Genomic DNA, 13204 nt, shown 5'->3' on the forward strand with positions numbered 1-13204 from the left:
CGAACGGGCGCGCCGACGCCGGTTTGCGGGCCTGGGGGCCGCCGGGTTCGGGCTGACCACGCCCGGTCGGTGACCGTCGGGCCGGGCGTCCGTCCAGGGCCCGGGCCGCGCATCGCCGGTGGCCCCGCTCGGCGTGCCGGCGGCGACGCATCGGCATCACTGGACGTCCGGGGTGCCCGGTGGACGTCGCGTCACACGTGCCGGCGAGAAGCCGCCCTCGGAGTCGATCACCTGGCCGGTGATCCAGCCCGCCTCGGGTGAGCACAGGAAGCGGACCAGTCGCGCCGCGTCCTGCGGGGTGCCCCAGCGACCGCCGGGGAAGAGCGCGGCCACGGCGGCGTGCGCGTCCGGTGGGGCGTACCCGGTGTCGGTCGGCCCCGGGTTGACGCAGTTGACGGTGATCCCCCGGGGCATCAGCAGTGGGGCGAGCTGGGCGGTCAGGTTCTCGACGCCGGCCTTGCTGGCCGCGTACGCCAGCTCGCCCGGCATCGGACCGAGCCGCTGCCCGCTGGAGAAGAGCACCAGCCGGCCACCCGCCCCCGCGGTGAAGGCGGCGGCGAACGCGTCGGCCAGCAGCAGCGTGGCCCGGACGTTGACCAGCAGGTGCCGGTCGATCTCGCCCGGGTCCAGCTCGCCCAGCGAGGTCGTGGTGGAGTAGGCGTGCACCGCCACCACCGCGTCGAGCCGGCCGTGCCGGCGTACCGCCTCGGCGACCAGGTCGGCCGGGACGGCCGGGTCGAGCAGGTCGGCGGGGACGTGGTCGACGGCGTCACCCAGCTCGGCCAGCAGTGCCGGTACGCCGTCCGGGTCCCCGCCGTAGGGCTGGGCGTCGTCGTAGCCGGGCAGCCCAGTGAGCAGCAGCCGGTGGCCGTCCGCGGCGAGCGTGCGGGCGACCGCCGCGCCGATGCCGACCCGCCGGCTGACCCCGGTCACCAGGAACACCTGCTCGGTCATGCGCGCCAGTGCATCAGGCCGATTGGATGGACGCCAGCGATTATGGCCGCGCGACCACCGGACCCGGCACCCCCGAACGTGTCGGGGCCGGTGTGCCGCGCGTGCGGCGCACGGTAACCCGGGGGTACGACAGAACGGGCGGATGCCTGGTCGACAGGGGTGGATCCCTGGCTCAGGCCGGTACGTCGACGAAGTGCTCGACCCGGGGCGGGCCGGCGAAGTGCGGGCCGATCAGCGCCCGCCACCGGCCGAACGCCTCGGTGGCCCGGAAGTTCTGCTCGTGCGCCTCGACCGAGTCCCACTCGACCAGCAGGACGAACCGGGAGGGGGTCTCGATGCCCCGGGTCATCCGGACCGACCGGCAGCCCTCCACCGCGATGATGATGGCGTGCGCCTGCGCGTACGCGGCGGCGAAATCGTCCTCGTGTCCGGGCAGTACGTCGATGAGCGCGACCTCAAGCACCATGCCCGACAGCCTGCCACGCCGCCCGTGCCGGCCGGCGCGGCGGGTGCCGCTTCCCCCGGCCGGGTCCGCCGCCGGCATCGAGGTTCTCCGACCACCCCGTGCCCGCCGGCGCACACCCCGCCGGTCCGCCTCGGAGGCTGGTGGGGCCTCGGCCGGCGTCGGTGGGTCAGGCACAGGTACACCTAGCCTCCTAGGATGCCCTGCCGGATAGTGCCCCTGCCACCGCACAGCCCGCACGGGTGGAGTGTCGGAAGGTGATGCTGTCGGCAATCGGGGGCCAGGAGATGCGCTCGACACCCCGGATGGTGAACAATGGCGGCCGAGGAGGGGAGTATTCCCCCGCGACGGAGTCGTCAGCACGGTCGACCGCCACCCCCCGGCATCCGACCCGGCTCCGTGGGTCAACGTCCCGTTCGCGGGCCGCTGGCGGAAGAGACCTCCGACAGTCACCAGTGTGTGCGTCGTCGCCCACCCCCGCCGTCACTCGGCGTACGGTGTGCCCGACGCCGCGTGTCTGCCGGAGGAATGGATTGAACGTGTCCGGAATGGTGTGGGCGGGAACCCTCGTCGCACTGACGGCGGTGCTCCTCGTCGATCTCTTCATCGTCGGCCGTCGGCCGCACGAGCCCAGCGTCCGTGAGTCGAGCCTCTGGGTCGGCTTCTACGTCGGCCTGGCGCTGCTGTTCGGGGCGGGGCTCTGGCTCACCGCCGGTGGCAGCGTGGCCGGCCAGTTCTACACCGGCTGGCTCACCGAGTACAGCCTCTCGGTGGACAACCTCTTCGTCTTCGTGATCATCATGGCCCGGTTCGGGGTGCCCCGGAAGTACCAGCAGAAGGTGCTGCTCATCGGCATCGTGCTGGCGCTGGTCATGCGCGGTGGCTTCATCGCCGCCGGAGCGGCGCTGATCTCCCAGTTCTCCTGGGTGTTCTACATCTTCGGCGCGTTCCTGATCTACACGGCGGTCAACCTGGCCCGGCAGGGTGAGCCGGAGGAGGACGAGTTCAAGGAGAACCTGCTGATCCGGTGGAGCCGCAAGGCGCTGCCGCTCTCGCGGGACTACGACGGCGCGAAGCTCACCACGTACCAGGCCGGCAGGCGGCTCTTCACCCCGATGCTGATCGTGATGATCGCGATCGGCACCACCGACCTGATCTTCGCGCTGGACTCGATCCCGGCGATCTTCGGGATCACCCAGGAGCCGTACCTGGTCTTCACCGCGAACGTCTTCGCGCTGATGGGCCTCCGGCAGCTCTACTTCCTGCTCGGTGGGCTGCTCGACCGGCTGATCTACCTCAGCTACGGCCTGGCCGTGGTGCTCGGCTTCATCGGCGTCAAGCTGGTGCTGGAGGCTCTGGCCGACAACAACCTGCCGTTCGTCAACGGTGGCGAGCCGGTCGCCTGGGCGCCGCACATCCCGATCTGGCTCTCGCTGACGGTCATCCTCGGCTGCCTCGCCGCGGCGACCGTGGCCAGCCTGGTCAAGTCGTCCCGGGACCGGCGCCGGGAGTTGGCCGAGGCCCGGCGCTGACGCCGTCCGTCACCACGAAGGGCGCTGCCGACCTCGGCGGCGCCCTTCGCCGTGCCGATCAGACCCGGCGGGCGCCGACCAGGGTGGCGGCCCGGTCGGGCGGCAGCCGCTCCTCCAGCACCCGCCGCTGCCGGTAGCAGGCGTGCAGCATCCGGGGCCCGTCCCCGGTGGTGACCAGGCCGACGTGGTGGATCGTCCGGCCGGGCCGGGCGAAGAAGTAGAGGTCGCCGGCCCGCTCCTCGCCGGCCGGCACCGGGGAGGTGGCCGTCGCCTGGTCGTCGGCGTCGCGCGGCAGCGTCACGCCGAACCGCCGCCAGGCCAGGTGCACCAGGCCGGAACAGTCGATGCCGTGGCCGGAGAGCCCACCCCAGACGTACGCGACGGCGCGGAGCCGGTCGGCGACGGCCAGCACCGCGCCGGCCGACGGCGGGCCGACCGGCAGCGGCGCGACGTCCGCCGCCGGCACCCAGAGCGGGTCGGGTCGGCCGGGCACCCGCACCGGCTGCCACCCGTCGACGGCCGCGCCGGCCGGGGCGAGCCGGGTGCCGAGGACGACCCCGGGCAGGACGACCGGGCCGCCCGGGGTGCCCCGCAGGCCGGTGCGCACCGCGTCGACCACCAGCGGGGCGGGCGCGGCGGCGTCGGGGGTGTCGGACGTGTCCGGGGTGAGCTGGGCGGCGGGCAGCCAGCCCGGGTAGCCGCGCGGGTCGCGGCGCGGGGCGGGCTGTTCCACCGCGACCACCCGGGCCCAGCCGTCGGGGCGTACCGCGTTGACCAGCACCCGCTCGCCGAGCAGCAGTTGGCTGAGCACGCAGTCGCCGACCCGCTGCGTGACGTCCATCCCGGCGACCCAGCCTGCGGTGTCGGAGGGCACGGCCAGCGCGGGCCGGTCGACCGGGCGGGTCGCGCCGGGGTCGTTCCAGAGCGTCGCGACGGCCACCCGGACGAATGCCTCCCGACCCGGTTGCAACTCCACGTCCGACCTCCGGTTCACGCCTCGGTGCCTACCCGGACCTTATGAAAGAAAGATGCATTCCTCAACCTGAGTGCTGAACCTTTGTTTCAGTCACCGAGTCGATGCCGAGGCCGGGGGCGTCCGGTAGCACCACGGTGGCACCGTCGTACCGGATGCCGCCGCGCACCGGCGACGACGCCAACCACCAGGCGGCGTCCAGGTCCGACACGGCGCTGGTGGGGTACGCGGCGACCAGGCTGGCCGCCGCGCCGACCCCGACCTGGCTCTCCATCATGGAACCGACGATCGTGCCCATCCCGTGTGCGCGGGCCAGCTCCAGCAGGGTCCGCGCCGGGTGCAGGCCGCCGCACTTGGCGAGCTTGACGTTGACCATGTCCGCCGCCCGCCGCCGGATCACCTCGACCAGGTTCCGGACCCCGAACACCGCCTCGTCGGCCAGGATCGGCACGGTCACCCGGTCGCTGACCCAGGCCAGCCCGTCCAGGTCCCACCGGGCCACCGGCTGCTCGACCAGTTCGACGTCGAGCCCGGCGTCCTCGACGCCCCGGATCACCCGGACCGCCTCGCGTGCCGTCCAGCCCTGGTTGGCGTCCAACCGGATCCGCACCTGCGGCCCGACGGCCGCCCGGACCGCCCGGACCCGGTCCAGGTCGCCCGTGGCGTCCGTACCCACCTTCAGTTTGAGCACGTCGAAGCCCTCGCCGTGCCGCTGCCGTGCGGCCGCCGCCAGCTCCGCGCCCTCCCCGGCGGCCAGCGTGACGTCCGTCGGGACCCGCAGCGTCACGCCGCCGAGCAGCCGCACCAGCGGTACGCCGAGCCGCCGCGCCGCCAGGTCGTGCAGGGCGACGTCCAGCGCCGCCCGGGCCGCCTCGTTGCCGGCCACCGCGGCGCTCACCTCGGCGCAGCGGGCCACCAGGTCGTCGGCGTCCCGGCCGGTGACCGCCGGGGCGAGGACGTCCCGCACGCACGCCTCCGCGCCCGCCACCGACGCACCGGTCACCTGCCACACCTGGGGCGCCTCGCCGAAGCCGGACCGCCCGTCGGTGTCGGTCACCTCCACCACCAGGGTCTCCACAGTGGTGGTGCGGCGCAGCGCGGTCACGAACGGGGTGTGTAAGGGGGCGGAAAGCCGGTGGGTGCGTACCGCGGCGATCGTCATGTGCGGCACCCTATACGCAGGACGTCACCGGAAGGGGAGGCCGATGAGCGTGCGGAACTGGGAGTTGGTGGGCGCGCCGAACGCCCGTGACCTGGGCGGGCTGCCCACCACGGACGGGCGGCGGGTGCGGGCGGGCCGGCTGATCCGCACCCCGGCGCTGGGCCGGCTCACCGACGAGGACCTGCCGGTGCTGGGCGGGCTCGGCGCGGCCTGCGTGGTCGACCTGCGGGACGACTCCGAGACGTCGGTCGCCCCGCCGGACCGGCTGGTCGGTGCCCCGCGACTGGTCTGCCTGCCGGTGCTCGACCCGGCGCACCCGGTCTTCACGTACGTCTCGGCGCTGCTGCTCGGCCACGACCTCGGCGCGTACGACGAACTGGCCCGGCAGGGCACCCCGGCGGCGATGGCGGCCATCTACCGCTGGTTCGTCACCGGCCGGGCGGCCCGGGAGGGCTTCGGCCGGGCGGTCCGGCTGGCGGCCGACCCGGCGAACCTGCCGCTGCTGTTCCACTGCGCCGCCGGCAAGGACCGCACCGGCTGGCTGGCGGTGGTGCTGCTCACCGCGCTCGGCGTGGAGGAGGACGCGGTCCGGGCCGACTACCTGCGGCACAACGAGCTGACGGTGAGCCTGCGCGAGGTGCTGCGCGACGCGATGGTGCGTCGACGCCCGGAGCTGGACCCGGCGGCGGTCGAGCCGGTGCTGGAGGCACGCCCGGAGTACCTGGACGCCGCGTACGACGAGGTGCGCCGGGCGCACGGCACGTTCGACGCCTACCTGGCCGACGGGCTGGGGATCACCGCCGAGATCCGCGCCGCGCTCCGGACGCACCTGCTGGAGTGACTCCCGCGCGTCCGGGGCCGGCCGGTCAGCCGGCCAGGTCGTGCCGGGCGGCCCAGGCCGCCGCGGAGACCCCGGCGATCAGCCGGCAGGCGTCGTCGACCTCCGCGTCGCCCGTCGTGCCGCCGTCGGCCAGGTCGGTGGTGGTGCAGACGGCGATCACGTACGGCGGGGCGTCGTCGGGCAGGACCACCCCGACGCCGTGCCGCACGCCGCGTACCCAGCCGTTCTTGTGGGCGATCCGGGTGCCCTCGGGCAGCCCGGCGGCCAGGTCCTCGCGGTGCCGCTGGGCCAGCAGCACGTCCACCATGGCCGCGCAGGCCGGCGGGGCGGCCAGCGGTCCGGGCCGGTGCGCGCCGGCGGCCAGCCCGCCGAGCAGGGCCGCCAGGTCGGCGGCGGTGACCAGGTTGGTGACGCCCGCCTCGCGGGCGGCGAAGTCCTCGATGCCCCGACCGGTGACGCTGTGCCGGGCTCCGGCCAGCGCCCACGCCTCGGCCACCGGGGCCAGCCCCACCTGCCCGAGCACCAGGTTGGTGGCCAGGTTGCTGGACCGGGTGATCATCCGGTCGGCGAGCCAGCGCAGCGGGACGCTACCGCCCAGCCGCTCCCAGACCGCCTCGTCGTTGTCGTAGGGCCGGGCGCAGGAGAAGCGGGGCGCGCCCGGCTGCGCCGAGTCGAACTCGTTGGTCACCGGCACCGGCGTGTCCAGGTCGAGGCGGCCCGCCTCGGCGGCCCGGTGCAGCGCCAGCAGCACCGCGACCTTCATGGTGCTGGCCGCGTAGTGGGTGGCGTCGGCCGCCCGGGTCCAGGTCGGCGGCGTGCCGAGCCGGCCCACGTACGCCGAGACGGTGCCGGGCACCCGGTCCAGCCGGGCGTCGAGGTCATCCCAGGTCATGCCGGTGACCGTAGCGGACCGGCGGCCGGCACGGGACGGCGAGACCGCCCCCGAGCGCCCAGGTCGAGCCTCCCACCGCCGTCGACCGTACGGTCACGACCGGGGGAGCGGTGCCGGAACGCCGGAGCCCGGCCAGCCGGGTGGGTGGCCGGGCTCCGGTGGGGTGAGTCAGCCGGCGTGCTTGCGCCGGGCGGCCATCCGGCCCCGCTGGGTCTGGTCCAGCACCAGCTTGCGGATGCGGACGGCGGCCGGGGTCACCTCGACGCACTCGTCCTCGCGGCAGAACTCCAGGGCCTGCTCCAGCGACAGCTTGCGCGGCGGGATCAGCTTCTCGGTCTCGTCGGAGGTCGACGCCCGCATGTTGGTGAGCTTCTTCTCCTTGGTGATGTTGACATCCATGTCGTCGGAGCGGGAGTTCTCCCCGACGATCATGCCCTCGTACACCTCGGTGGTGGGCTCGACGAAGAGCTGGCCGCGCTCCTGAAGGTTGATCATGGCGAACGAGGTGACCGCGCCTGCCCGGTCGGCGACCAGCGAGCCGTTCTGCCGGGTCCGCAGCTCGCCGAACCACGGCTCGTACGACTCGAAGACGTGGTGCAGGATGCCGGTGCCCCGGGTGTCGGTGAGGAACTCGGTGCGGAAGCCGATCAGGCCGCGCGCCGGGACCAGCCACTCCATCCGGATCCAGCCGGTGCCGTGGTTGACCAACTGCTCCATCCGGCCCTTGCGGGTGGCCAGGAGCTGGGTGATCGCGCCGAGGTACTCCTCCGGGGCGTCGATGGTCAGCCGCTCCACCGGCTCGCAGATCTTGCCGTCGATCTCCCGGGTGACCACCTGCGGCTTGCCGACGGTCAGCTCGTACGACTCGCGGCGCATCTGCTCGACCAGGATGGCCAGGGCCAGCTCGCCACGACCCTGCACCTCCCAGGCGTCCGGCCGCTCGGTGGGCAGCACCCGCAGCGAGACGTTGCCGACCAGCTCCTTGTCGAGCCGGTCCTTGACCATCCGGGCGGTGACCTTGGCGCCCTTGACCCGGCCGACCAGCGGCGAGGTGTTGGTGCCGATGGTCATCGAGATGGCCGGCTCGTCGACGGTGATCAGCGGCAGCGGCTGCGGGTTCTCCGCGTCGGCCAGGGTCTCACCGATCATGATCTCCGGGATGCCGGCGACGGCGATGATGTCACCAGGCCCCGCCGAGTCGGCCGGCTTGCGCTCCAGCCCCTCGGTCATCAGCAGCTCGGAGATGCGGACCCGCTGGGTGCTGCCGTCGGTACGGCACCAGGACACCGTCTCGCCCTTGCGGATGGTGCCCTGCCGGACCCGGCACAGCGCCAACCGGCCCAGGAACGGCGAGGCGTCGAGGTTGGTGACGTGCGCCTGTAGCGGCGCGTCCTCCTCGTACGCGGGCGGCGGGATGGTGTCCAGCAGGGTGCGGAACAGCGGTTCCAGGCTGGTGCTGTCGTCGGGCACCGCGCCGTCGGCGGGCTGGGTCAGCGAGGCGATGCCGTCCCGGGCACAGGCGTAGACGATCGGGAAGTCGATCTGCTCCTCGTCGGCGTCCAGATCGAGGAAGAGTTCGTAGGTGTCGTCCACGACCTCCTTGATCCGGGCGTCCGGGCGGTCGACCTTGTTGATCACCAGGATGATCGGCATCCGGGCGCGCAGCGCCTTGCGGAGCACGAACCGGGTCTGCGGCAGCGGGCCCTCACTGGCGTCCACCAGGAGCACCACCCCGTCGACCATGGTCAGGCCCCGCTCGACCTCGCCGCCGAAGTCGGCGTGGCCGGGGGTGTCGATGATGTTGATGGTGACCGGCTCGGACCCGTCCGCCGGCAGGTACCGCACGCCGGTGTTCTTGGCCAGGATGGTGATGCCCTTTTCCCGCTCGAGGTCCATCGAGTCCATGACGCGCTCGGTTACCTCGCCGCGGGCGCCGTAGGCGCCGGCCTGCCGCAACATGGCGTCGACCAGGGTCGTCTTGCCGTGGTCGACGTGGGCGATGATGGCGACGTTGCGGAGGTCGGTGCGAAGCTGCATACCCTCCATACTCCTGTCTACGGTTGCCGGGGCACGCGTCGGGGTCACCCCCTACCTGGCCCGGATCTCTTGCCGAAACTGCTGTTCCGACCGTTCCAGCTCCTGGCATGCTGGCCCCCGTGCTGCTGGGGACCGGATGCCTGACCTGCTGACGTCACTACAGGGCCTGCCGACCCTGCTGATCTACCTGGTCGCCGCGACGATCGTCGCGGGCGAGACGGCGGTGATCTTCGGTCTGCTGGTGCCGGGAGAGGCGACCCTGCTGCTGGTCGGCTTCCTAGCGTACGCGGGGACGCTACGGCTCGCCCCGGCGCTGCTGGTGATGACCACCGCTGCCGTGATCGGCGACACACTCGCCTTCCGGGCCGGTCGCCGGTACGGGCCACGGCTGCGCGCCTCCGGGCTGGGTGCCCGGGTCGGCCCGCAGCGGTGGGCCCGGGCCGACGCGCTGCTGGCCCGGCTGAACGGGCGGGGGGTGTTCACCGCCCGTTGGGTGCCCTTCGCCCGGACCCTGGTGCCCCGGCTGGCCGGCGCGGCGGGCATGCCGTACCGGCGGTTCGCCCCGTGGAACCTGGCCGGGGTGGTCACCTGGGTCGGTGCCTCGGTCCTGGTCGGCAACCTGGCCGGTGAGTCGTACGACACGGTCTCCCGGCTGCTCGGCCGGGCCACCGGTGTGGTGCTGGTGCTGCTGGTCGTGCTGGTGGCGATCGTGCTGGCCGGGCGGTGGCTGGGCCGCAATCCCGACCCGGTGCGGGCGCTGCTGTCCCAGGCGGCGGCCCTGCCACCGTGGCGCTGGTTCACCCGCCGGTACGGCGTCCTGTTCTTCCTGGTCGCCGTGCGCGTCGGTCCGGGCTGGGCGCTGCTGCTCAACCTCGCCGCTGGTCTGGTGCTGCTCTTCGCCGTCTGGGTGGCCGTCGCCTGGCTGCTGGACGTGGTGGTCCGGTGGAGCGGGCTGTTCGTCGTGGACGGGGTGATCGCCGGCTGGTTCGCCGCCCGGCGGACCCCGGGCGCGGTGGAGGTGGCGCTCACGACGGTCTCCGTGCTGCGTGGCTCGGTCCTGATCGTGGTGGTGGCGGTGGTGGCCGCCGGGCTGGCCTGGCGGCACCGGCCGTGGCGGGCCGACCTGCTGAGCGTCTTCGGCACGGCCGGGGCGTTCCTGCCCCTGGTGGTGCTCACCGTGGTCGCCGACCTGACCGACGCCGGGGGCGCTGTCGTCCTGCCGACCCAGATCGCGGTGGTGGCGGCGGGGCTGTGCACGCTCGCCTGGCTGCTGTCCCGGGACGCCCGGTGGCCGGTGGCGGTGGCCGCCTGGACGGTCGCGGCGGCCGGCATCGCGGTGGTCGGCGGTGCCCGCCTCTACCTGGGCTGGAGCACGGCCAGCGGGACCGCCACCTCGGTCCTGCTCGGGGTGGCCTGGACGCTGGTCCTCGCGGTCGCCTGGGCCACCCGGGACCGGGCGGTGGGCGCGGGCGGGCGGGTGCCGGGCCGCTGACCTTCGGCCCCCGGGTGCCCGGCGACGTGCGCCACGACCCCGTCGGCAGGGGTCCGGTCAGTCCCGTGCGGCGACCGGCTCCGGGGCGGCCGGGGCCTCGTCGACGGACGTGTCCCGGGCGATCCGCCCCGGCCACCAGAACCGGTCACCGAGCAGGAACGCCAGCGCCGGTACCAGCACCGTCCGCACCAGCAGCGTGTCCAGCAGGACGCCGATGCACACGATGACACCGATCTGGGTCAGGGTGATCAGCGGCAGCACGCCGAGGACGGCGAAGACGGCGGCGAGCAGTACGCCGGCGCTGGTGATCACCCCGCCGGTGACCCGCAGGGCGGAGAGCATGCCGTCGCGGGTGCCGACCCGGCGGGCGTCCTCCCGGGCCCGGGTGACCAGGAAGATGTTGTAGTCCACCCCGAGCGCGACCAGGAACACGAAGGCCAGCAGGAGCACCCCGCTGTCCAGTGCCGGGAAGCCGAGCAGGTGGTCGAAGAGCAGCCACGCCGCGCCGAGGCTGGCGAAGAAGGACGCGATCACGGTCAGCACCAGCAGCAGCGGCGCGAGCAGGCCGCGCAGCAGCAGCACCAGCACCGCGCCGACGAGCAGCAGGATGATCGGCAGGATCAGCCGCAGGTCCCGGGAGTTGGCCTCGTCGGAGTCGTAGGTCGCGGCCACCGTGCCGCCGACGAGCGCCCCGCCGGCCCGCTCGGCGCCCTCGACCGGGGGCGGCGCGGAGCCGGGGACGGCCGCGACCGCGTCCCGGAGCGCTGCGACGGCCCGGTCCGAGGCGGTGGTGCCCGGTTCGTCGGCCAGCACCACGTCGACCTGGGCCACCGCCGCGCCGGCCGCGCCGGGCCGGGCCGAGGCGACGCCGGGTACGGCCGCGGCGGCCCGGGTGACCGCCTGGGCGGCGGCCGGGTTGGTCAGTACCGCCACCGGCTGGGTGGTGCCCGCCGGGAAGGCCCGGGCCAGGGTCTCCGCCCCGGCGACCGCCTCCGGCTTGACCCGGAACTGCGCGGTCTCGGACAGGCCGGTGCGGATGCCCCACCCGCCGAGGGCGAGGCCGGCGAGGAGCAGGACGGACAGCGCCGCGACCGGCCACGGGCGGCGGACCACGGCGTCGCCGAGCCGGCCCCAGAGCCGGCCCTCGCGGACCGGGCCGCCGACTCGCGGCACGAATGGCCAGAACAACCCCCGTCCGAAGATCACCAGTACGGCGGGCAGCACGAACAGGGCGCTGAGCATGGCGAACACCACGCCGGTCGCGCAGGCCACGGCGAGCGCCCGGTTCGTCTCCTGTTCCGACAGCAGCAGGGTGAGCACGCCGAGGACGACGGTGCCGCCGCTGGCCAGGATCGGCTCGGCGGTGCGGCGCAGGGCGGCGCGCATGGCGGCGAACCGGTCCTGCTCGCGGCGCAGCTCCTCCCGGTAGCGGGCGATGAGCAGCAGGGCGTAGTCGGTGGCGGCGCCGAAGACCAGCACGCTGGCGATGCCGGTGACCGCGCCCTGCTGGAGGTTGATGCCGACCGCCGGGACGACGGTGTCGACGGCGCGCAGGGTGAGCTGCTCGGTGGCGGCGACCACGATCAGCGGCACGATCCACAGGAACGGGCTGCGGTAGGTGATCAGGAGCAGCAGGGCGACCACCCCGGCGGTGACGGCGAGCAGGGTGACGTCGGCGCCCTCGAAGACCTTGGTCAGGTCGGCGGTGAAGGCGGGCGCTCCGGTGACCGCGACGGTGAGCCCGTCGGGGAGGCCGGTCAGTGTCCCGCGTACCTGGGCCACCTTGGCGACGACGGCCTGCTGGCCGCCGGCGGTGTCCAGCGGCACCACCAGCAGCGCGACCGCGCCGTCCGGGGAGACCTGCGGCGGGCCGGTCCGGCCGCCGACGGCGAGTTCGCCCAGCGCGCCGGAGCGGGCGGTGACGGCCGCCCGGTCGGCCTCGGTGAGCGCGCCGCCGTCGTCGCGGCTGACCACCACGACCGCCGGCTGGACGTCGCTGGAGGGCAACTGGTCCTGGAGTCGTTCCACCTGGGTCGACTGCCACCGTACGGACAGCCCGGTGGCGGAGACGGGGGCGGGGTTGTCGGGCCGGGGCAGCCCGAAGACGACCGCGCCGACGACGATCGCGGCCACCACGGTGAGCCAGGCGGCGAGCCGGCTGCGGGCGACGCGGGTGAACGGAGACATCGGCTGCCCTCGTGGTCTCTCGACGGGGTGACCGGGCGGACATATAGCCCGCCCTTCAAGTATCTTGATAGGCGAGATTATCGGCCGCTCCTCTATGCTGCAACCGGACGGTGCGACAGGGGGTCTCGGCGGGACGTGGCAGCGCACGGCATGTATCGGCGACGGGACGACCGGCGTGGGCAGATGGTGGCCGACATCACCAACGACCTGCGCCGCTACTCGGTGGACGCGCAGCACATCGGGCACGCGTTCGCCGGCCTGCACGGGCTCAATCCGACCGACCTGCACGCGCTGATCGCCGTCATGGACGCCGAACTGCTCGGCGACCCGATCACCCCGGGCCGGCTCGGCGAACAGCTCAACCTCTCCTCCGGGTCGGTGACCGCGCTGATCGACCGGCTGGAACGCGCCGGCCACATCCGCCGGGACCGGGACACCGCCGACCGGCGCAAGGTGTTCCTGCGCTACGCCGACCAGGGGGCCGCCCTGGCGATGAGCTTCTTCGGCCCGCTCGGCCGGCGCACCGACGAGGTGATGACCCGGTTCACCGACGAGGAACTGGCGGTCGTCCACCGGTTCCTGGCGACCATGGTCGCCTCGATGCGGGAGCACCGGGACGCCGTGCGGGCCGCCCGGTCCGAGCCGCCCCGGCGTCCGGCGGACTGACCGCC

The 13204-nt window shown here is 74.0% G+C and carries 11 protein-coding genes; 4 read left to right on the top strand and 7 right to left on the bottom strand.

The window, feature by feature from the left end; translation table 11 throughout:
• Nucleotides 1-156: 156 nt before the first annotated feature.
• Entirely contained in the window at nt 157-954 is a 798-nt protein-coding gene (locus ACIQG9_RS10195) for an SDR family oxidoreductase (RefSeq protein ID WP_400399928.1), read from the bottom strand.
• A 172-nt stretch (nt 955-1126) separates the two neighbouring features.
• Nucleotides 1127-1420 carry an antibiotic biosynthesis monooxygenase family protein gene (locus ACIQG9_RS10200; protein WP_400399930.1) on the bottom strand — a complete coding sequence of 98 codons (294 nt, stop codon included), beginning with the start codon at nt 1418-1420 and terminating at the stop codon, nt 1127-1129.
• Between the two features lie 530 nt (nt 1421-1950).
• Here ACIQG9_RS10200 and ACIQG9_RS10205 point away from each other — a divergent pair.
• Nucleotides 1951-2949, top strand: coding sequence for a TerC family protein (locus ACIQG9_RS10205; RefSeq protein ID WP_400399932.1), 999 nt, complete (start codon nt 1951-1953; stop codon nt 2947-2949).
• 58 nt (nt 2950-3007) lie between these two features.
• Here the strand turns inward: ACIQG9_RS10205 and ACIQG9_RS10210 are convergent, their stop codons facing one another.
• Both ACIQG9_RS10210 and ACIQG9_RS10215 read right to left on the bottom strand, forming a co-directional pair.
• Nucleotides 3008-3943, bottom strand: coding sequence for an NlpC/P60 family protein (locus ACIQG9_RS10210; RefSeq protein ID WP_400399934.1), 936 nt, complete (start codon nt 3941-3943; stop codon nt 3008-3010).
• 43 nt (nt 3944-3986) lie between these two features.
• Nucleotides 3987-5084, bottom strand: coding sequence for a mandelate racemase/muconate lactonizing enzyme family protein (locus tag ACIQG9_RS10215; protein WP_400399936.1), 1098 nt, complete (start codon nt 5082-5084; stop codon nt 3987-3989).
• Nucleotides 5085-5127: 43 nt separating this feature from the next.
• Here ACIQG9_RS10215 and ACIQG9_RS10220 point away from each other — a divergent pair, with 43 nt between their 5' ends.
• On the top strand, nt 5128-5925 hold the full coding sequence (locus ACIQG9_RS10220) for a tyrosine-protein phosphatase (RefSeq protein ID WP_400399938.1): 798 nt from the start codon (nt 5128-5130) through the stop codon (nt 5923-5925).
• A 25-nt stretch (nt 5926-5950) separates the two neighbouring features.
• On the opposite strand, the gene ACIQG9_RS10225 is transcribed toward ACIQG9_RS10220, so the two are convergent.
• Nucleotides 5951-6817 carry a serine hydrolase gene (locus ACIQG9_RS10225; RefSeq protein WP_400399940.1) on the bottom strand — a complete coding sequence of 289 codons (867 nt, stop codon included), beginning with the start codon at nt 6815-6817 and terminating at the stop codon, nt 5951-5953.
• A gap of 168 nt (nt 6818-6985) precedes the next feature.
• Nucleotides 6986-8854, bottom strand: coding sequence for a translational GTPase TypA (gene typA, locus ACIQG9_RS10230; protein ID WP_400399942.1), 1869 nt, complete (start codon nt 8852-8854; stop codon nt 6986-6988).
• A gap of 136 nt (nt 8855-8990) precedes the next feature.
• Between typA and ACIQG9_RS10235 the strand changes: the two genes are divergently transcribed.
• The gene (locus ACIQG9_RS10235) at nt 8991-10346 is read left to right on the top strand and encodes a DedA family protein (RefSeq protein ID WP_400399944.1); all 1356 of its coding nucleotides are present in this window, start codon (nt 8991-8993) and stop codon (nt 10344-10346) included.
• Between the two features lie 57 nt (nt 10347-10403).
• On the opposite strand, the gene ACIQG9_RS10240 is transcribed toward ACIQG9_RS10235, so the two are convergent.
• Nucleotides 10404-12533 carry an MMPL family transporter gene (locus ACIQG9_RS10240; RefSeq protein WP_400399946.1) on the bottom strand — a complete coding sequence of 710 codons (2130 nt, stop codon included), beginning with the start codon at nt 12531-12533 and terminating at the stop codon, nt 10404-10406.
• A 150-nt stretch (nt 12534-12683) separates the two neighbouring features.
• On the opposite strand from ACIQG9_RS10240, the gene ACIQG9_RS10245 reads away from it, so the two are divergent.
• Nucleotides 12684-13199 carry a MarR family winged helix-turn-helix transcriptional regulator gene (locus ACIQG9_RS10245; protein ID WP_400399948.1) on the top strand — a complete coding sequence of 172 codons (516 nt, stop codon included), beginning with the start codon at nt 12684-12686 and terminating at the stop codon, nt 13197-13199.
• Nucleotides 13200-13204 lie beyond the last annotated feature (5 nt).

The organism is Micromonospora sp. NPDC092111 (assembly GCF_044755745.1).
Lineage (GTDB): Bacteria > Actinomycetota > Actinomycetes > Mycobacteriales > Micromonosporaceae > Micromonospora.

Coding starts and splice junctions, on each gene's coding strand:
- ACIQG9_RS10240 (WP_400399946.1), bottom strand. CDS start 12,533: ATGTCTCCGTTCACCCGCGTCGCCCGCAGCCGGCTCGCCGCCTGGCTC.
- ACIQG9_RS10200 (WP_400399930.1), bottom strand. CDS start 1,420: ATGGTGCTTGAGGTCGCGCTCATCGACGTACTGCCCGGACACGAGGAC.
- ACIQG9_RS10195 (WP_400399928.1), bottom strand. CDS start 954: ATGACCGAGCAGGTGTTCCTGGTGACCGGGGTCAGCCGGCGGGTCGGC.
- ACIQG9_RS10245 (WP_400399948.1), top strand. CDS start 12,684: ATGTATCGGCGACGGGACGACCGGCGTGGGCAGATGGTGGCCGACATC.
- ACIQG9_RS10215 (WP_400399936.1), bottom strand. CDS start 5,084: ATGACGATCGCCGCGGTACGCACCCACCGGCTTTCCGCCCCCTTACAC.
- ACIQG9_RS10225 (WP_400399940.1), bottom strand. CDS start 6,817: ATGACCTGGGATGACCTCGACGCCCGGCTGGACCGGGTGCCCGGCACC.
- typA (WP_400399942.1), bottom strand. CDS start 8,854: ATGCAGCTTCGCACCGACCTCCGCAACGTCGCCATCATCGCCCACGTC.
- ACIQG9_RS10235 (WP_400399944.1), top strand. CDS start 8,991: ATGCCTGACCTGCTGACGTCACTACAGGGCCTGCCGACCCTGCTGATC.
- ACIQG9_RS10220 (WP_400399938.1), top strand. CDS start 5,128: ATGAGCGTGCGGAACTGGGAGTTGGTGGGCGCGCCGAACGCCCGTGAC.